Genomic DNA, 19189 nt, shown 5'->3' with positions numbered 1-19189 from the left:
CGGGGTCACCGGAGGCGCCGGTGTCCCGGCGACGGGACGCGGGTGGTCGGGGATGCCCGTGGTGGGGTGCCGGTGGTGAGGGTGCGGCCCCTGGGCCAGGCGACTCCGACACCCCCGCACCCCCGCGCAGAGCCCGCCGCCACCGCCCCGCCGCCAAGGCCCTCACCGCCCTGCGCCTGGGCACACAATGCACCGGCAGCACACTGAGCCCCCAGCCACCGACCGCGACGGTGCATTCCAGCGCCCCGGCGCCGGGTTCCAGCGCCAGGCGCAGCACGGCCCACCACCACAGGGCACCGAACCCCAGCGCGGCCGCCCGGCGAGCAGTCCGCGCGGACGTCATATCCGCGTCAGCCCCGGGATCATCCGTTCCCGGCCTGGAACATCCAGTGCTGCTTCTCGAGGTCGGCCGTGACCTGGATGAAGATGTCCTGGCTCACGGGATCCGGGTCCCCGGTCGCCGCGATCCGCTCCCGCATGCGGGTGATCACCGCGCCGAGCGCGTCCACGATCGTCTGGACGGCGGTGGTGTCGTCGACCCACCCTTCCGGGGTCACGTCGATGCCGCTGCCGACGGCCACGGTCGCGGCACGCCCGTCCGGTGACACACCGAGCGCCGACGCGCGTTCCGCCACCGTGTCGGAATGCGTGCGCGCCGTGTCCACGAGTTCGTCGAGCTGGAGGTGTACGGAACGGAAACGTGGGCCGACCACGTTCCAGTGGATCTGCTTCGCCACCAGGGCCAGGTCCACCAGGTCGACGAGGCCGCCTTGCAGCGCCTCGGAGACGGTCTTCAGGTTCGCGTCGGACAGCGGGCTCTTCACGACGTACATCCGCACCTCCGTGGGTCGGCCCCCCGGCTCCCCCGGCCATGTCCCTCCACGATGACCGCACCGCGGGAGACCGGCAAACCGGCCGGCCCGGCCGACCGCTCCCGCCCCGGACCACGCAAAAACCCCGACCGCACCCCTCCGGTCTCCCGGAGAGACCCCGGCCGGGGCCTCACACGCACACGTTCTCGGTGCTCAGGCGGCGACGACGTCCACTGCCTCGGCGGGCGCCTTGATGGTCACCCGCTCCGGTGGCACGCCGGTCACCGAGACGGAACCCAGCATCGGGCGCACCGGCGCGGGGACGGTCTCGCTGGGTGTCGCCGCGGCGGACTGGGCCAGTTCGGCCAGCGCGAGTTCGTCGCTCACTTCCCGCATGAGCTCGGACATCCGTACGTCCAGCGCGTCGCAGATGGCGGAGAGCAGCTCGGAAGAAGCCTCCTTCTGCCCCCGCTCCACCTCGGAGAGATAGCCGAGTGAGACTCGGGCGGACGAGGAGACTTCGCGCAGAGTACGGCCCTGGCGTTGGCGCTGCCGACGCAGCACGTCACCCAGTAGGCGACGGAGCAGAATCATCGGTGGCTCCCTCCTCGGACCGTGTAACCGCATCCTTCACGCCCCACCGTACCGCCTCGCGCCGCGGCCGTGCGGGGAGCGATGTCGTGTTCACTCAGGGCTGCAAACATCAAAACCCCCCGTTCCGTTCCGTATCCTGTGCCCGCTCATTCCCGGTCTGTTCGCCCGCAAGCTCCCTCAGAAGGAGGGCGAGTACGCTCCGTACACTCTCCATACGAATTTCCGCGCGGTCGCCGTTCAACCGCAGCGCCTCCACTTTTCCGCCACCGGCGGAACCGTCGCCTGTCGTGAGCGGCCCGTCGAAGGCCACGTAGACCGTGCCGACGGGCTGTCCGTCCTGCGGGTCCGGCCCGGCGACGCCCGTTGTCGCGACGCCCCAGTCGGCACCCAGCGTCTTGCGTACACCTGCCGCCATCTGGGCGGCGACCTGCGGATCCACCGCTCCACGCGCCGCGAGCACGGCACCGTCGACGCCGAGCAGCGCCTGCTTCAGCTCCGTCGCGTAGGCGGTGACGGAACCCCGGAACGCCTTGGAGGCCCCGGGCACCGCGGTGATCTCCGCGGCCACCAGTCCACCGGTCAGCGACTCGGCGACCGCGAGGGTCTCACCCCTGACCGTGAGTAGTCGCACCACCTCGGCGGCCGTGGAACTCAACCTTCCGACTCCTTCAACGCCGCTCTGCGCTCGGCGATTCCCCGGCGGCGCAGCACAATGGCCTGTTTCACGTAGTCCAGCCCGGTGACCACGGTCAGGACGACCGCCGCCGCCATCACCCAGAACCTCAGGGTGGCCAGGGGCCCCGTCAGTGCCAGCACGTACATCCCGACGGCCACGCCCTGGGTGAGGGTCTTGAGCTTGCCGCCGCGGCTCGCGGGGATGACGCCGTACCGGATGACCACGAAACGCAGCACGGTGATCCCGAGTTCCCGGCCGAGGATGACGGCCGTCACCCACCACGGCAGATCGTCCAGGGCGGACAGACAGATGAGCGCCGCTCCCATGATCGCCTTGTCGGCGATGGGGTCGGCGATCTTCCCGAAGTCGGTGACGAGGTTGTAGGTGCGCGCCAGGTGGCCGTCGAACAGGTCGGTGATCATGGCGACGGCGAAGGCCGCCCAGGCGAACGAGCGCCAGGCCGGGTCGTACCCGCCGTTGCCGAGCATCAGCGCGACGAAGGCCGGCACGAGGAGCAGCCGCAGCATCGTCAGGAGATTGGCGACGTTCCAGACGCTCGCCTGGTTGACGGCGGCGGCCGCGATCTTGCCGCCGCGCCCGGCGGCACCGCCCTCGGTCGCGCCCCGTTCCACGGCGCCTCCCGGAGTCGTACGCTCCGCCGGTTCCTGCGCGGCTCCCGAGGGCCCACGGGGCCCGGCCCGGCGCGCGCCCGAGCCGCCCGCCGCGGACGCCGGGACTCCCGTCATCTGCCGGCCTCCTCACTCCACTCGGACGAGCCCAGCAGCGGTTCGGCCACCAGGTCGACACCCTCCGTACCGACCACCTTCGCGTCGACCATACGACCGACAGCGAGACCTTCGCCGCTCGTGAGCAGCACCTGGCCGTCCGTCTCCGGCGCCTGGTGCTCCGCGCGGCCGCGCACACCGTCCCCCTCGTCGGCGGACTCGACGGACTCGACGAGCACCCGCACGGTAGCGCCGACGCGCTCCTCGGCCCGCTGGGAGACGAGTTCCTCGGCCAGCCGGGACACCCGGGCCAGCCGCTCGGCGACGACGTCCTCATCGAGCTTGCCGTCGTAGGTCGCGGCCTCGGTGCCCTCCTCGTCGGAGTAGCCGAAGACGCCGATGGCGTCCAGCCGGGCGTGGTTCAGGAACCGCTCCAGCTCGGCGAGGTCGGAGGCGCTCTCGCCGGGGAAGCCCACGATGAAGTTGGAGCGCACACCGGCCTCGGGTGCCTTGCTGCGGATGGTGTCCAGCAGCTCCAGGAAGCGGTCGGTGTCGCCGAAGCGGCGCATCGCGCGGAGCACGTTCGGCGCGGAGTGCTGGAAGGAGAGGTCGAAGTAGGGCACGACCTTCGGGGTGGAGGTCAGCACGTCGATCAGGCCGGGCCGCATCTCGGCCGGCTGGAGGTAGCTGACGCGCACCCGCTCGATGCCGTCGACGTCGGCGAGGTTCGGCAGCAGGGACTCCAGCAGGCGGATGTCGCCAAGGTCCTTGCCGTAGGAGGTGTTGTTCTCGGAGACCAGCATGATCTCCTTGACGCCCTGCTCGGCCAGCCACCGCGTCTCGTTGAGCACGTCGCTCGGGCGGCGCGAGATGAAGGAGCCGCGGAAGGACGGGATGGCGCAGAAGGAGCAGCGCCGGTCGCAGCCGGAGGCCAGCTTCACCGAGGCCACCGGGGAGCCGTCCAGGCGGCGGCGCAGGGGCGCGCGGGGACCGGAGGCGGGGGCGACGCCCTCCGGGAGGTCGGTCGGGCCGTGGCCCGGCAGGGCGACGGCGGCGCCGGCCTCCTGCCGCTCGGCGGGACTGATCGGCAGCAGCTTGCGCCGGTCGCGCGGGGTGTGCGCGGCGTGGATGCCGCCGTTGAGGATGGTCTGCAGACGGTCGGAGATGTCGGCGTAGTCGTCGAAGCCGAGCACGCCGTCGGCCTCGGGAAGTGCCTCGGCGAGTTCCTTGCCGTACCGCTCGGCCATGCAGCCCACCGCCACGACGGCCTGCGTTCTGCCGTGGCCCTTGAGGTCGTTGGCCTCCAGGAGGGCGTCCACGGAGTCCTTCTTGGCGGCCTCGACGAAGCCGCACGTGTTCACGACGGCGACGTCCGCTTCCTCGGCGTCCTCGACGAGCTTCCAGCCGTCCGCCTCCAGACGGCCTGCGAGCTCCTCCGAGTCCACCTCGTTACGGGCGCAGCCAAGGGTGACGAGTGCGACGGTACGGCTTTCAGGCATGGGCTCAAGACTACTTCGTCCCGCCGACAGCCCATGTCGACGGGGTTGGCCGATCTTGGCCAACCCCGCGGTGATGCTCCTCCCAGGCCCTCTAGCCGACCTGCGGATCGCCCTTCGTGTACGTCAGGCGCTCCACGGCCCCGGGCTGGAAGTCGTCCTCGATCTTCTTGCCGTTGACGTACAGCTGGATGGCGCCCGCGTCGCCGAGGACCAGGTTGACCTCCTCGTCGTCCTGGAACGTCTCGGAGTCGCCCTCCTTGAGGAGTCCGTCGAAGAGCCGCCGGCCGTTGTGGTCCATGGCGGAGATCCAGCTGCGGCCCTCGGTGGCGGTGACCTTGACGGTCACCTTGTCCCGGGGCGCGGCGGCGATGGCGCTGTCGGACGCCTCCGGCTCGGGAGCGTCCGGCTTCTTCGCCTCGGCGCTCGGCGAGGCGGATCCGCCGGACGTCGACTGGGGCCCCTCGGCGACGCTCGCCTCGGAGGGGCCGTCGTCGCCGCCCTTGACGAACGTGAAGCCGACAAAACCGATCACCGCGACGATCGCGGCGACCATGGCGGCGGTCCAGTTGGGTCCGCGCCGCTCGGGACGGATGCGTTCCGCCTCGAACAGGGGCGCGGCGGGAGTCGGCGCCGGGCGCCCGCCGTGCGCGGCGTCGAACTGAGCGAGCAGTTCGGCCGGATCCAGCCCGACGGCCTTGGCGAGCGTCCGGATGTGGCCCCGCGCGTACACGTCACCGCCGCACGGCGCGAAGTCGTCCGCCTCGATGGCGTGCACGATGGCGATCCGGACGCGGGTGGCGGTGGTGAGGTCGTCGACGGTCATCCCGGCGGCGATCCGCGCCTGCTGCAGGGCACGGCCGATGGAGGGGCGGGCTTCCTCGGAAACGTCTTCGGAAACGTCGGGGGACACTTCGATCGGACGCTCGTCTTCAGGGGAGTTGCCGTTGGACACGGGGGCGCCTTTCGAGCGTTTAGCCGCCTGTGCTGGACGTTCAGTCTAGGGGGGGTACGAACGGGTGGGGCAACCGGGCGGTACGACTTTGTACGCCATCGGAATGGCCCGGCATCCCGATGATGGACTACCTGTTCGTCGCTTCCCTCAACTTGACGTGCGCCTGGAGGAAACGGTTGCTCAATGCTCCCTAACGGGTGAGTCACGATCGGCCGGCCGGCCGCCGCGACCCTCCGTGCGGGGAACCCCTCGCGTACCGTTGCCTACCCTTCAGACTCCCCCCGGATCACGGCGAGCACGCCGTCCAGCTCGTCGGGCTTCACGAGAACGTCACGAGCCTTCGAGCCTTCGCTCGGCCCGACGATGCTCCGCGACTCCATCAGGTCCATCAGCCGCCCGGCCTTCGCGAAGCCGACGCGCAGCTTGCGCTGGAGCATGGAGGTCGACCCGAACTGCGTGGAGACGACCAGCTCCGCCGCCTGGCACAGCAGGTCGAGGTCGTCGCCGATGTCCTCGTCGATCTCCTTCTTCTGCTTGGTGCCGACGGTGACGTCGTCCCGGAAGACGGGCGCCATCTGGTCCTTGCAGTGCTGGACGACGACCGCGACCTCCTCCTCGGTCACGAACGCGCCCTGCATACGGGTCGGTTTGTTCGCGCCCATCGGCAGGAAGAGACCGTCGCCCTTGCCGATCAGCTTTTCGGCGCCGGGCTGGTCGAGGATGACCCGCGAGTCCGCCAGCGAGGACGTGGCGAAGGCCAGCCGCGAGGGCACGTTGGCCTTGATCAGTCCGGTGACCACGTCCACGGACGGCCGCTGGGTGGCGAGCACCAGGTGGATGCCGGCCGCGCGCGCGAGCTGCGTGATGCGCACGATGGCGTCCTCCACGTCGCGCGGCGCGACCATCATCAGGTCGGCCAGCTCGTCCACGATCACCAGGAGGTACGGATACGGCTGGAGTTCGCGCTCGCTGCCCTCGGGCGGCTTGACCTTGCCCTCGCGCACCGCGCGGTTGAAGTCGTCGATGTGCCGGTAGCCGTAGGCGGCGAGGTCGTCGTAGCGCAGGTCCATCTCGCGCACGACCCACTGGAGCGCCTCGGCGGCCCGCTTCGGGTTGGTGATGATCGGCGTGATCAGGTGCGGGATGCCCTCGTACGCGGTCAGTTCGACGCGCTTGGGGTCGACGAGGATCATCCGGACGTCCTCGGGGGTCGCGCGCATCATGATCGAGGTGATCAGGCAGTTGATGCAGGACGACTTTCCGGACCCGGTGGCGCCGGCCACCAGTATGTGCGGCATCTTCGCCAGCGAGTGCATGACGTAGCCGCCCTCGACGTCCTTGCCGAAGGCGACCAGCATCGGATCGTCGTCCTCGGCGGACTCGGCGAGCCGCAGTACGTCGCCGAGGTTGACCATCTCCCGGTCGGTGTTGGGGATCTCGATGCCGACGGCGGACTTGCCGGGGATCGGGCTGATGATCCGCACGTCGGGGCTGGCGACGGCGTACGCGATGTTCTTGGTCAGCGCGGTGATCCGCTCGACCTTCACGGCGGGTCCCAGCTCGACCTCGTAGCGGGTGACCGTCGGCCCACGGGTGAAGCCGGTGACGGCGGCGTCGACCTTGAACTCGGTGAAGACGGTGGTCAGCGAGGCGACTATGGCGTCGTTGGCGGCGCTGCGGGCCTTGCCGGGGCCGCCGCGCGTGAGGAGGTCGAGGGCCGGCAGGGAGTAGGTGATGTCGCCGGAGAGCTGGAGCTGCTCGGCGCGCGACGGGAGTGCGCGCTCCTGCGGGGGCGGCGTCTTGGTGAGGTCGGGGACGCTCCCCGTGGACGCTTCCCGGCCCTCGGGGTCCTTCTTGAGCTTCCCCGGCTGCGGACGCGCGGCCGGTACGGGCGTGGGAGCGGGCGTCGGAGCGGGCGTCGACGACTCCTGCTCCCCCGTGCTCACGCCCTGGGTGAGGTCGGCGACCACAGGCGACGGCGGCATCCCGTGCAGCACGGCACCGTCGAGCGCGGCGGCGGCCGCGGCGGCGACGTCCACGGCGTCCATCGGCCGGCCCGCCTCGGGCTGCGGCACGGCGGACCGCCGGGGCCTGCCGCGACGCCGGGCGAGCGCCTCCTGCTCGGCACCGTCGGGGTCGTACGGCCCGGCGGCCGGTCCCCCGCGCCTTCGGGGCCGCGCGGGCAGCGCCTCGCGCCACTGCTCGTCGTACCGCTCCTCGTCGTCGGCGTACTCCTCCGTCTCCGGGCCGCTCAGGACGCCGAGCCGCACCCCGAGCAGCCGCAGCCGCTGCGGGACGGCGTTCACCGGGGTGGCCGTGACGACCAGCAGGCCGAAGACCGTGAGCAGCACGAGCAGCGGCACGGCCAGCATGTCGGTCATCGTGTACGACAGCGGGGTCGCCGCTCCCCAGCCGATGAGACCGCCGGCGTCCCTTATGGCCTGCATGCCGTCGCCGCGGGCCGGCGAGCCGCACGCGATGTGCACCTGTCCGAGGACGCCGATGACGAGCGCGGACAGGCCGATCACGATCCTGCCGTTGGCCTCGGGTTTCTCGGGGTGCCGGATCAGGCGGACGGCGACGGCGCCGAGCAGGAGGGGCACCAGCAGGTCCAGCCGCCCGAAGGCGCCGGTCACGAGGATCTCGACGAGGTCGCCGACCGGTCCCTTGAGGTCGGCCCAGGTGCCCGCGGCGACGATCAGCGAGACGCCGAGCAGCAGCAGGGCGACACCGTCCTTGCGGTGCGCCGGGTCGAGGTTCTTCGCGCCCTGCCCTATGCCGCGGAAGACCGCGCCGACCGCGTGCGCGACCCCCAGCCAGAGGGCGCGTACGAGCCGGTAGACACCATTGGTGGGGCTCGGCGCCGACGCGGGCGCGGGCTTCCTGGCCGCGGCCTTCCTGGCCGGCGCCCTCTTCGCGGGCGCCTTCTTCGCAGGGGCCTTCCTCGCCGGACCCTTCGCGGGAGCGGCCGCCTTCTTCGCGGGCTGCTTCTTGGCTGCGGAGGGACGTGAGGCCATAGGTGTGAGGTTACCGGGGGAGACGGCGGTCGACACGTGTGGCCGCCGCTTCACCCGTTCGTGTCGTCCACCGACGAGTCCGGAACTGACGCCTCCGGTACTACGCCTGACAGGCCCTCACGGCGTCGCACCACCGGAACGGGCCGGGCGGGGCGGACCGGAGCCTCCAGGCCGGTCACCGGGCTCTCGCACCCGCTCCCGGGGGACCTGCCGGCCGAGCGGCCTCAGTTGACCGCGGCCTGCCCTCCGGACGCGCCCGGCTCCAGGGCGTCCAGCGCCCGTCGCAGCCCGGTGAGCTTGCGCTCCAGATGGGCCGCCGTCGCCACCGCCGCGGCGTCGGTCGATTCGTCGCCGAGCTGCTTGGACAGCGCCTCGGCCTGCTCCTCGACGGCCGCCAGCCGCGCCGACAGCTCGGCGAGCAGCCCGGCCGGCTCCTTGGCCTCGCCACCGGCTGCCTTGCCGCCGCCCTCCAACTGGAGCCGCAGCAGCGCCGCCTGTTCACGCAGCTGACAGTTCTTCATGTAGAGCTCGACGAAGACCGAGACCTTCGCGCGCAGGACCCACGGGTCGAACGGCTTGGAGATGTAGTCCACGGCACCCGCCGCGTACCCGCGGAAGGTGTGGTGCGGACCGTGGTTGATCGCGGTGAGGAAGATGATCGGGATGTCCCGGGTCCGCTCCCGCCGCTTGATGTGCGCGGCGGTTTCGAAACCGTCCATTCCCGGCATCTGGACGTCCAGCAGAATGACCGCGAAGTCGTCCGTGAGCAGTGCTTTGAGCGCTTCCTCCCCGGACGATGCCCGCACCAGCGTCTGATCGAGCGCCGAGAGGATCGCCTCCAGCGCCAGCAGATTCTCCGGCCGGTCATCGACCAGGAGGATCTTGGCCTTCTGCACCATGGCCCGCCCTCCTCGCCCCGGCGTGGGGCCTCCCCTGTCCGCAGGACTTGGGGCAGCACCGGCGGGCGCCGCCCCAGGGGACGACTCCCTTGCGCCGCCCGTCCTTGTGCCGGTCATCGTAGCCGCACCCCGCCCGTCGCCACACCCTGTCACCGCGATGTCACTGTGCACGTAGCAGAAACGTGGCGGGAGACCAGAAGGTTCCCCGAATCCCGTACTTCTACACGGCTCCGGGCACACTGAGTCAGCAACTCCGCGTGAACACCGGAGATGCCGCCACTCGCGTACACCCCACGTTCGCACACTGCCCGGACGTGCCGCGCGGCGCCCGTGCGCACGCGGGCACCGTGCCCGAAGGTGCCCCGGACGCGGAGTCCCCCCGTACCGCCCGTTTCCCGTCCGGTCCGGACCCGCTCCTCATTCCTCCCGCATCCACTGCTGCATCACGGTCAGCAGGTGATCGGGGTCGACCGGCTTCGTCACGTAGTCGGAGGCACCGGATTCGATCGCCTTCTCCCGGTCGCCCTTCATCGCCTTCGCGGTGAGCGCGATGATCGGCAGGCCGGCGAACTGGGGCATCCGGCGGATCGCGGTGGTCGTCGCGTACCCGTCCATCTCGGGCATCATGATGTCCATCAGGACGACCGCCGCGTCCTCGTGCTGCTCCAGGACCTCGATGCCCTCGCGTCCGTTCTCGGCGTACAGCACGGACAGGCCGTGCTGCTCCAGCACGCTGGTGAGCGCGAAGACGTTGCGGATGTCGTCGTCGACGATCAGCACCTTCTGCCCGCCGAAGCGGATCCCGCGGTGCGCGTGCGGCGCCGCCCCCTGCTCCGCGGCCGGCTGCTGCTCCTGCTGCGGGGCGGTGATCCGCTCCTCGGCCTCGACCGCCCGGCGGCGCCGCCGGAACAGCGCCGCGGCACCGCTCTGCGAGTCCCGGTACGACTTCACCTCGGCCGGCGGCTCGGCCTGCGCCCCCGACGGCTCCGCCTCGGCGCTCTGGGACGACGGCAGCCCGCCCGCCTCCAGGGCCGGCACGGCCTGCTGGTAGCCGTGCGGCGGCAGCTCGCTCGGGTGCAGCGGCAGGTAGAGCGTGAATGTCGACCCGCGGCCCGGCTCGCTCTGCGCGTGGATCTCACCGCCCAGCAGCTGCGCGATCTCCCGGGAGATGGACAACCCCAGTCCCGTACCGCCGTACTTGCGGCTGGTGGTGCCGTCGGCCTGCTTGAACGCCTCGAAGATCACGCGCATCTTGCTGGCCGCGATCCCGATGCCGGTGTCGCTCACCGAGAACGCGATCAGCTCCGCGTCCGCGTCGTTCATCGAACCGGCCTCCAGCAACTGCTCCCGGATGCCCTGCGGAACGTCGTCCCGGGCCGGCCGGATGACCAGCTCGACGGCGCCCGAGTCGGTGAACTTCACCGCGTTGGACAACAGGTTGCGCAGCACCTGGAGCAGCCGCTGCTCGTCGGTGTGCAGCGTCGCGGGCAGCTCCGGCGACACCCGCACCGACAGGTCCAGTCCCTTCTCCGCGGTCAGCGGCCGGAAGGTGGCCTCCACGTAGTCGACGAGCTGGACCAGCGCGATGCGCGTCGGGGAGACGTCCATCTTGCCCGCCTCGACCTTCGACAGGTCGAGGATGTCGTTGATGAGCTGGAGCAGGTCGGAACCGGCGCCGTGGATCGTCTCGGCGAACTCGACCTGCTTCGGGGACAGGTTGGCGTCGGCGTTGTCGGCGAGCAGCTTGGCCAGGATCAGCAGCGAGTTGAGCGGCGTACGCAGCTCGTGCGACATGTTGGCCAGGAACTCGCTCTTGTAGCGCATGGAGACCGCGAGTTGCTCGGCGCGCTCCTCCAGGACCTGCCGCGCCTCCTCGATCTCGGTGTTCTTCACCTCGATGTCGCGGTTCTGCTGCGCCAGCAGCTCGGCCTTCTCCTCCAGTTCGGCGTTGGAGGACTGCAGCGCCTTCTGCCGCTGCTCCAACTCCTCGGACCGCTCGCGCAGTTGCTCGGTCAGCTCCTGCGACTGCTTCAGCAGCACCTCCGTCTTGGTGTTGACGGAGATGGTGTTGACGCTGGTCGCGATCATCTCGGCGATCTGGTTGAGGAAGTCCTTCTGGATCTGCGTGAACGGGGTGAAGGACGCCAGCTCGATGACACCGAGCACCTGCCCCTCGAACAGCACCGGCAGGACGATCACCTGGGCGGGCGGGGCCTCCCCCAGCCCGGAGGAGATCTTCAGGTAGCCGCTCGGCGCGTTCTCCACGAGGATCGTGCGCTTCTCCTCGGCAGCCGTACCGACCAGCGCCTCCCCCGGCCGGAACGACGTGGGCATCGACCCCATCGAGTAGCCGTACGAGCCGAGCATGCGCAGCTCGTACTGGTCGCTCTGGGCGCCCGCCTGCTCCTGGCCGTCGACGAGGGGCATGGCGAGGAAGAACGCCCCGTGCTGCGCGGAGACGACCGGGGTGAGCTCGCTCATGATCAGCGAGGCCACGTCCTGGAGGTCCCGGCGCCCCTGCATCAGCGCGGAGATCCGGGCGAGGTTGCCCTTGAGCCAGTCCTGCTCCTTGTTGGCGATCGTGGTGTCGCGCAGGTTGGCGATCATCTTGTTGATGTAGTCCTGCAGCTCGGAGATCTCCCCGGAGGCGTCCACGTCGATCTTCAGGTTCAGGTCGCCGCGCGTCACCGCGGTCGCCACACGCGCGATGGCGCGCACCTGCCGGGTGAGGTTCCCGGCCATCTCGTTGACGGACTCGGTCAGGTCCCGCCAGGTGCCGTCGACGTCGCGCACCCGTGCCTGGCCGCCGAGCTGGCCCTCCGTGCCCACCTCGCGGGCCACGCGCGTGACCTCCTCGGCGAACGACGACAGCTGGTCGACCATCGTGTTGATGGTCGTCTTCAGCTCCAGGATCTCGCCGCGCGCGTCGATGTCGATCTTCTTGGTCAGGTCGCCCTTGGCGATGGCGGTGGTGACCATCGCGATGTTGCGCACCTGGCCGGTCAGGTTGGACGCCATCTGGTTCACCGACTCGGTGAGGTCCTTCCAGGTGCCCGCCACGCCCGGCACGTGCGCCTGACCGCCGAGGATGCCGTCCGTGCCCACCTCGCGGGCCACCTTGGTGACCTGGTCGGCGAACGAACTCAGCGTCTTCACCATCGTGTTGAACGTCTCGGCGAGCTGCGCGACCTCGCCCCGCGCCTCGATCGTCACCGTCCGCGTCAGGTCACCGTTGGCGACGGCCGCGGCGACCTGGGAAATGTTCCTCACCTGAACGGTGAGGTTCTTCGCCATCAGGTTGACGTTGTCGCTGAGGTCCTTCCAGATGCCCACGACTCCGGGCACGTGCGCCTGGCCGCCCAGGATGCCCTCCGTACCCACCTCACGGGCCACCCGCGTGACCTGCTCGGCGAAAGACGACAGCTGGTCCACCATCGTGTTGACGGTCGTGACCAGCTCCAGGATCTCGCCCTTGGCGTCCACGGTGATCTTCTTCGACAGGTCGCCCTTGGCGACGGCCGTCGTGACCTCGGCGATGTTGCGGACCTGCATGGTCAGGTTGTTGGCCATGCCGTTCACGGACTGCGTGAGGTCCTTCCAGGTGCCCGAGACGCCCTGCACCTCCGCCTGGCCGCCGAGGATGCCCTCGGTGCCCACCTCGCGTGCGACGCGCGTGACCTCCTGGGCGAACGACGACAGCTGGTCCACCATCGTGTTCAGGGTGTTCTTCAGCTCCAGGATCTCCCCGCGCGCGTCCACGGTGATCTTCTGGGAGAGGTCACCGCGGGCCACCGCCGTCGCGACCTGCGCGATGTTGCGCACCTGCGCGGTCAGGTTCCCGGCCATGCCGTTCACCGAGTCGGTCAGGTCGCGCCACACACCGGCGACACCGGGCACCTGCGCCTGACCGCCGAGGCGGCCCTCGGTCCCCACCTCGCGGGCCACGCGCGTGACCTGCTCCGCGAACGACGACAGCTGGTCCACCATCGTGTTGATGGTGTTCTTCAGCTCCAGGATCTCCCCGCGCGCGTCCACGTCGATCTTCTGGGACAGGTCACCGCGCGCCACCGCCGTCGTCACCTGCGCGATGTTGCGCACCTGGGAGGTCAGGTTCCCCGCCATCGAGTTGACGGAGTCCGTCAGCTCCTTCCAGGTCCCCGACACCCCGTCGACGCGGGCCTGACCGCCGAGGCGGCCCTCCGTGCCCACGTCCCGGGCCATCCGCGTGACCTGGTCGGCGAAGCTGGAGAGCTGGTCCACCATCGTGTTCACGGTGTTCTTCAACTGGAGCATCTCGCCGGACACGTCCACGGTGACCTTCTGCGACAGGTCACCGTTGGCGACCGCCGTCGTCACCTGGGCGATGTTCCTCACCTGACCGGTGAGGTTCCTGAACGCCGTGTTGACCGAGTCCGTCAGGTCCTTCCACGTCCCCGCGGCCCCCGGCACCTGCGCCTGCCCGCCCAGCTCGCCCTCGACACCGACCTCCCGGGCCACCCGGGTCACCTCGGCACCGAAGGAGGACAGCTGGTCCACCATCGTGTTGACGGTGTTCTTCAGCTCCAGCATCTCGCCGGCCACGTCCACGGTGACCTTCTGCGACAGATCACCGTTGGCCACGGCCGTCGTCACCGCGGCGATGTCGCGCACCTGAGTGGTCAGGTTCCGGAAGACGGTGTTGACGGAGTCGGTGAGGTCCTTCCAGATCCCCGCCGCACCCGGCACGTTCGCCTGCCCGCCGAGCTGCCCCTCGCCGCCGACCTCGTTGGCCACCCGCGTGACCTCGTCCGCGAAGATCCGCAGCGTCTCGGTCATCTGGTTGATCGTCTCGGCGAGCTGCGCCACCTCGCCGCGGGCCGGCACCGTCACCTTCCGCGACAGGTCACCGTTGGCGACCGCCGTCGTCACCTCGGAGATCCCGCGCACCTGAGCGGTGAGGTTCCCGGCCATGGTGTTGACGGAATCCGTCAGCTCCTTCCACACCCCGGCCACACCCGGCACCTGGGCCTGCCCGCCCAGGGCACCCTCGGTACCCACCTCCCGGGCGACGCGCGTCACCTCGGACGAGAACGCGGAGAGCTGGTCCACCATCGTGTTGACGGTGTTCTTCAGCTCCAGCATCTCGCCGGCCACGTGCACCGTGACCTTCCGGGACAGGTCACCCTTGGCGACCGCCGTCGTCACCAGGGCGATGTCCCGCACCTGCGCGGTCAGCCGGTACGCCATCGTGTTGACGGAGTCCGTGAGGTCCTTCCACGACCCGGACATGCCGCGCACCCGGGCCTGCCCGCCCAGCTTGCCCTCGGTGCCGACCTCGCTGGCCACCCGCGTGACCTCGTCCGTGAACGTCGACAACTGGTCGACCAGGTTGTTCACGGTCCGGCCGACCTTCAGGAACTCACCGCGCAACGGCTGCCCGACGCCCTCCGCCGTCTGCGTCCGCAGCTCCATGCGCGGCGACAGATCACCGTCCGCCACCGCGGAGAGCACCCGGCTGACCTCGGAGACCGGCCGTACGAGGTCGTCCACGAGGGCGTTCGAGTGGTCGATCGCGGCCGCCCAGGAGCCCTCGCAGGCCCCCGTCTCCAGCCGTTCCGTGAGTTTTCCCTCACGCCCGACCATGCGCCGCACCCGCGCCAGCTCACCCGTCAGGTGGAGATTGCGGTCGGCCACCTCGTTGAAGACCGCCGCGATCTCCGACATCACGCCGTCGCCGGCCACCGTGAGCCGCTTGCGGAAGTTCCCCTCCCGCATGGCCACGAGGGCCGCCAGCAGCCGGTTCAGCGCGGCCGTGTCCACGGTCGTACTGCCACCCCGCGTTTTGCCCTGGTTACTCAGGGACTGTCCGCCTTTCGCGCGCGCCTTAGTGCCCCGCGTCGCTGCGCCAGACTCCACTGTGTCCCTCCCGCAGGGGTCGACCGTTACCGCCGTGCCCGGCTGCCACCGCTCGGCGGACCGGACACTGCCGCGTACTTCCTGTGCTGCCGAGCGGTCCGGAGCCGCACGCCGGACCACTTCCCGGGCTGCTGCCCGCCGCACTCGGTGCGCATTCAACCTGCCCGGACCTTCATCGGAAGCTTGCCCAGTGTTTCACCCCGGCCGAACCAGGCCATAACAGTTCGGCAGCTTCGCACATCGTCCGCACACCCTCTGGGCGGAAACACTGCAGACCGGCATCCGCATGGACGGCGAAGGTAAGTAACCTTGCATGCGGCTGTCCAGCCACACCGGTGCGTCCGGCCTGGGCGGCGGCACGGAGACGAGCGGGCATCGGAGGGGCGGCCGGAATGACCACCGGACTGATCCCGGGGGAGCAGCCCCCGGATCCCGGGCCGACGGGTGGACTGCCGCAGCAGCGGCGCGAGCCGGTCGGCCATGAGGCCGTGCCCGGGGAGAGAGGGTCGAGGGGTTCTGTGATCACCGCGCGCGCGGCCGCCAGTTTCGAGCCCGTCGGACGATCGGTGGCGAGCGCCCGGTCCTTCGTCCGCGACACCCTCCAGGGCTGGGGCCAGGCCGACATCGTCGACGACGCCGTGGTCCTCACGAGCGAGCTGGTGACCAACGCGGTGGTGCACGCCGGCACCACCGCCGACGTCCTGTGCCTGCGCAGCGACGACGGCGTACGCATCGAGGTGGCCGATCACTACCCGGAGCGGGAGGTCCCGCTCCAGGGCTCCCCCGCCGACATGGGCAGCCCCGACCGCGAGGGCGGCCGCGGCCTCCAGCTGTGCGCGGCCCTGGCCGACCGCTGGGGTGTCGAGTACACGCCGACACTGAAGAACGTCTGGTTCCACCTCCACCTGCCCGAGCGCCCGGTCGGCACCCGCGCCGCCGGCCCCTCGCTCCCCGCCGACCTCCTCCCGGTCGCCGACGGCCGCGTCCGCGTCGCCGTCGTACAGATCGACCGCACCGGCGCCGTCACGTCCTGGAACGAGGACGCCGAGGAGCTCTTCGGTTACGCCCCCGAGCAGGTCGTCGGCAAGCCCCTGACCGACCTCGCCGCCTGGCCGCACACCCCGGGCACCAGCACCGGCATCGCCGAGGCACTCCAGCTCTCCCGCTGGGAGGGCAGCTACGGCATGCGGGACGCCAACGGCCGCGTCACCCCGGTCTACGCCTCCCACCTCCGCGTCCGCGACACCGGCGGCGAACCCTCCACGGTGTGCCTCCTCGTCCGCGATCACGAACGCGCCGTCCTCCAGACACCGTTGCGCGTCCCGGCCTCGGACTCGTCCTCATCGGAGGGCCAGAGCGCCGACCCGTTCGAGGTGTTCATCGGCTCCCCCGCCCCGGACGACCTCGACGGCCTGCTCCAGCGCACCGTCGAACGCGCCCGCGACATGCTCGACGCCGACGCCGCCTTCCTCCTCCTGGCCACCGACGACGAGACGGAGCTGGAGGTCCGCGCCTCCACCGGCCTGCCGTCCGCCCGCCAGCGCTTCGCCCGCGTCCCCGTCGAGGCCGGCCCCGGCCGCTACGGCTCGGCACGCATGCCGGCCGTCCACGACGACCTGGCCGCGGTCCCCGGTGCCGTCCCGCTGCTCAACGGCACCGGCATGCGCTCGGTCGTCACCGTTCCCCTCAAGGTCGAGGGCCGCCTCACCGGTTCCCTGGGCGTCGCCGCCGAGGCCCCGGGCAGGTACTCCAACGAGGAGGCACTGCGCCTCCAGTTCGCCGCCGACCGCATCGCCCTGGCCGTCGAGTCCGCCCGCCTCGGCGAACTGGAGCGCCTGCGCCGCGGCTCCCTCAGCTTCCTCGTGGAGGCGTCCGACCTCCTCGCCGGCACCCTGGACCGCGACCAGACCCTGGCCCTCATGGCTCAGATGACGGTCCCCACCCTCGCCACCTGGTGCGCCGTCTACACGATCGCCGACCAGGCGTCGGAGCCGTACCTCTCCTACGTCCTGCACGAGGACGAGGAGCTCATCGACGGCATCAAGTCCCTGCTCTCCAAGATCGCCCCGCCCGACCCGGTGCCCACCCCCGGCGCCCGCGTCTGGTCGGCCCCCGGCGAACTGGCCCACCAGGCCGCCCTGCGCACCTCCATGCGCGACCTGGGCCTCAACAGCGGTACGACGCCTCAGCTGAGCTCCAGCATCGGCCCGACGCTGGCCACGGCGGCCGCGGTCGGCGGCGAGACCGTGGTCCTCCCGCTGGTGGCCCGCAACCGCGTCATCGGCATGCTGACGCTCGGCAAGCCCACCGACGAGCACTTCCGCCAGGAGATCCTGGAGCTAGCCGAGGACCTGTCCCGCCGGGCCGCCCTCGCCCTGGACAACGCCCGCCTGTACTCCGAGCGCACGGCCATCAGCCAGTCCCTCCAGCGCAGCCTGCTGCCCCCGGAGCTGCCCGTCATCGACGGCGTCGAGGTCGAGGTCATCTACCGCGCGGCCGGCGAGGGCAACGAGGTCGGCGGCGACTTCTACGACCTCTTCCCCATCAGCGACGACGCGTACGGCTTCGCCATCGGCGACGTCTGCGGTACGGGCCCGAACGCGGCGGCCGTCACGGGCCTGGCCCGGCACGCCCTGCGCCTGCTGGCGCGCGAGGGCCTCAGCGGCCCGGCGGTCCTGGAGCGCCTCAACTCCGCCATCCTCGACGAGGGCGCCCGCAGCCGCTTCCTGACGCTGCTGTACGGCGAGATGCGCCCGCAGGAGGACGGCAGCGCCGAGCTGAAGGTGGTCTGCGCGGGCCACCCGCTCCCGCTCCGCCTGCGCCAGGACGGCACGGTCGAACCGGCCGCCGAACCCCAGCCCCTCCTCGGCGTCATCGAGGACCTCGAGCTCTACGAGCAGACGGTCACCCTGGATCCGGGCGACGTCCTGCTCTGCGTCACCGACGGCGTCACCGAACGCCGCGAGGGCACGCGCATGCTGGGGGACGACGGCCTCGCCGACGTGCTCACCACCTGCACCGGGCTGACGGCGGGCGCGGTGGCGGCCCGCATCATGCGCGCGGTCGAGCGCTTCGCGTCGGACGCCCCTTCGGACGACATGGCGATCCTCGCGATGCGCGTCCCGGAGCCCCACGCGGACTAGCCCGCCGGTCCACGGCACGCGAAAGGCCCCGCCCGAATGGGCGGGGCCTTCGTTATGGAGCCCCCAAACGGAATCGAACCGTTGACCTTCTCCTTACCATGGAGACGCTCTACCGACTGAGCTATAGGGGCCGGTCGCCTTTCGAGGTTTCCCTCGCGGCAACGGAATAGATCATACCCCGAACAGACTGGTGCTCCCAACCACGGATTCAGAACGCGGGCTGCAGAAGTCCGCCGAGAGCATTGCAGGCGGACACGATCCGCTGCATGTCCCGCTTGGTCAACGAGGCGTCGACCGGCAGCGCGAGCGTCTCGTCCGCGGCCCGCTCCGTCTCCGGCAACGACACACACCGCCGGAACCCGGGCATCCGGTGCACCGGCGTCTTCACCGGCACCCGGCACTCCACGCCCCGCCCGCGCACGGCCCGGGCGAACGCGTCACGGTCCGGCCGTCCGTTACCGGGCACCCGCACCACGTACTGCTGATAGGTGTGCCCGTCCCCCCAGCCAGGAGTGCGTACGCCCCTCAACTTCCCGTCCAGGTAGGCGGCCCGCTGCCTGCGCTGGGCTATCTCGTCGTACGGCGCCTCGGATTCACCCTGCTCCAGAACGAGCAACCCGTGGCGCTGCCCGACGCGGTGCAACGCTCCCATGTCCGCCGGCCGCCCGAACCGGTGTACGGCGACCACGGCGGCGGTCCGGGAGGACAGCGCCGCCTCCACGGCGGAGGCGTCCAGGCAGTACGTCTCCGGATGTATGTCGGCGAACACCGGCGACGCGCCGACCAGGGCCACGGCCTCGGCGACTTCCACGTTCCCGAAGGCAGGCACGACGACTTCGTCACCGACGCCCACGCCGGCGGCCCTGAGCATTGCTGCAGTACCCATACGTGGGATGGTCGTAGCGCAACGTGAACTTCAAGTAAAGGAAAACAAAAAAGGGTTGGACCCGGAACCGAAGTTCGGGGTCCAACCCTTT

11 protein-coding genes, 1 tRNA gene and 1 pseudogene are annotated in these 19189 nt (G+C 70.7%); 1 reads left to right on the top strand and 12 read right to left on the bottom strand.

The genetic code is table 11. The annotated features are described in order from the left end of the window. Positions 1 to 121 precede the first annotated feature (121 nt). From ACFIF2_RS16530 to ACFIF2_RS16485, 10 genes and pseudogenes are all read right to left on the bottom strand, one after another. Positions 122 to 343: pseudogene (locus ACFIF2_RS16530) on the bottom strand (hypothetical protein); the annotation flags it as partial. A 19-nt stretch (positions 344 to 362) separates the two neighbouring features. Further along, entirely contained in the window at positions 363 to 833 is a 471-nt protein-coding gene (locus tag ACFIF2_RS16525; protein ID WP_395573396.1) for a Dps family protein, read from the bottom strand. A 192-nt stretch (positions 834 to 1025) separates the two neighbouring features. Then, complete coding sequence (locus ACFIF2_RS16520; protein ID WP_007387871.1) at positions 1026 to 1406, bottom strand: helix-turn-helix domain-containing protein; 381 nt, start codon at positions 1404 to 1406, stop codon at positions 1026 to 1028. A 109-nt stretch (positions 1407 to 1515) separates the two neighbouring features. Beyond that, entirely contained in the window at positions 1516 to 2061 is a 546-nt protein-coding gene (locus ACFIF2_RS16515) for a CinA family protein (protein WP_395573395.1), read from the bottom strand. Then, positions 2058 to 2828 (bottom strand): CDP-diacylglycerol--glycerol-3-phosphate 3-phosphatidyltransferase, encoded by a 771-nt coding sequence (gene pgsA, locus ACFIF2_RS16510; RefSeq protein ID WP_395573394.1) that lies wholly within the window; start codon positions 2826 to 2828, stop codon positions 2058 to 2060. Before pgsA ends, ACFIF2_RS16515 begins: the two co-directional genes overlap by 4 nt. Continuing rightward, the gene (gene rimO / locus ACFIF2_RS16505; RefSeq protein ID WP_395573393.1) at positions 2825 to 4306 is read right to left on the bottom strand and encodes a 30S ribosomal protein S12 methylthiotransferase RimO; all 1482 of its coding nucleotides are present in this window, start codon (positions 4304 to 4306) and stop codon (positions 2825 to 2827) included. The genes pgsA and rimO overlap by 4 nt, the downstream gene beginning before the upstream one ends. A 91-nt stretch (positions 4307 to 4397) precedes the next feature. Continuing rightward, the gene (locus tag ACFIF2_RS16500) at positions 4398 to 5258 is read right to left on the bottom strand and encodes a helix-turn-helix domain-containing protein (protein WP_395573392.1); all 861 of its coding nucleotides are present in this window, start codon (positions 5256 to 5258) and stop codon (positions 4398 to 4400) included. 263 nt (positions 5259 to 5521) lie between these two features. Next, positions 5522 to 8275 (bottom strand): DNA translocase FtsK, encoded by a 2754-nt coding sequence (locus ACFIF2_RS16495; RefSeq protein ID WP_395573391.1) that lies wholly within the window; start codon positions 8273 to 8275, stop codon positions 5522 to 5524. Positions 8276 to 8499: 224 nt separating this feature from the next. After that, positions 8500 to 9174, bottom strand: coding sequence for a two-component system response regulator (locus ACFIF2_RS16490; RefSeq protein ID WP_395573390.1), 675 nt, complete (start codon positions 9172 to 9174; stop codon positions 8500 to 8502). Between the two features lie 417 nt (positions 9175 to 9591). Beyond that, positions 9592 to 15069 (bottom strand): HAMP domain-containing protein, encoded by a 5478-nt coding sequence (locus ACFIF2_RS16485; RefSeq protein ID WP_395573389.1) that lies wholly within the window; start codon positions 15067 to 15069, stop codon positions 9592 to 9594. 392 nt (positions 15070 to 15461) lie between these two features. Between ACFIF2_RS16485 and ACFIF2_RS16480 the strand changes: the two genes are divergently transcribed. Next, positions 15462 to 18212, top strand: coding sequence for a SpoIIE family protein phosphatase (locus ACFIF2_RS16480; protein ID WP_395573388.1), 2751 nt, complete (start codon positions 15462 to 15464; stop codon positions 18210 to 18212). Positions 18213 to 18267: 55 nt separating this feature from the next. Here the strand turns inward: ACFIF2_RS16480 and ACFIF2_RS16475 are convergent. Together ACFIF2_RS16475 and ACFIF2_RS16470 are read right to left on the bottom strand one after the other, a co-directional pair. After that, positions 18268 to 18343: transfer RNA gene (locus tag ACFIF2_RS16475), tRNA-Thr, on the bottom strand. Between the two features lie 77 nt (positions 18344 to 18420). Beyond that, a complete protein-coding gene (locus tag ACFIF2_RS16470; RefSeq protein ID WP_395573562.1) occupies positions 18421 to 19083 on the bottom strand; it encodes a DegT/DnrJ/EryC1/StrS family aminotransferase in 663 nt (220 codons plus the stop codon). Between the last annotated feature and the right edge of the window lie 106 nt (positions 19084 to 19189).

This window comes from Streptomyces sp. BK79, from assembly GCF_044142145.1.
Taxonomy (GTDB): domain Bacteria; phylum Actinomycetota; class Actinomycetes; order Streptomycetales; family Streptomycetaceae; genus Streptomyces.
The sequence above is the reverse complement of the archived record's forward strand: the minus strand, read 5'-3'. Positions and strand labels throughout refer to the sequence as shown.

Excerpts from the sequence above, each read along its gene's own strand:
- ACFIF2_RS16525 (WP_395573396.1), bottom strand. The coding sequence starts at position 833 with ATGTACGTCGTGAAGAGCCCGCTGTCCGACGCGAACCTGAAGACCGTC.
- ACFIF2_RS16520 (WP_007387871.1), bottom strand. The coding sequence starts at position 1,406 with ATGATTCTGCTCCGTCGCCTACTGGGTGACGTGCTGCGTCGGCAGCGC.
- pgsA (WP_395573394.1), bottom strand. The coding sequence starts at position 2,828 with ATGACGGGAGTCCCGGCGTCCGCGGCGGGCGGCTCGGGCGCGCGCCGG.
- rimO (WP_395573393.1), bottom strand. The coding sequence starts at position 4,306 with ATGCCTGAAAGCCGTACCGTCGCACTCGTCACCCTTGGCTGCGCCCGT.
- ACFIF2_RS16495 (WP_395573391.1), bottom strand. The coding sequence starts at position 8,275 with ATGGCCTCACGTCCCTCCGCAGCCAAGAAGCAGCCCGCGAAGAAGGCG.
- ACFIF2_RS16490 (WP_395573390.1), bottom strand. The coding sequence starts at position 9,174 with ATGGTGCAGAAGGCCAAGATCCTCCTGGTCGATGACCGGCCGGAGAAT.
- ACFIF2_RS16480 (WP_395573388.1), top strand. The coding sequence starts at position 15,462 with ATGACCACCGGACTGATCCCGGGGGAGCAGCCCCCGGATCCCGGGCCG.
- ACFIF2_RS16470 (WP_395573562.1), bottom strand. The coding sequence starts at position 19,083 with ATGCTCAGGGCCGCCGGCGTGGGCGTCGGTGACGAAGTCGTCGTGCCT.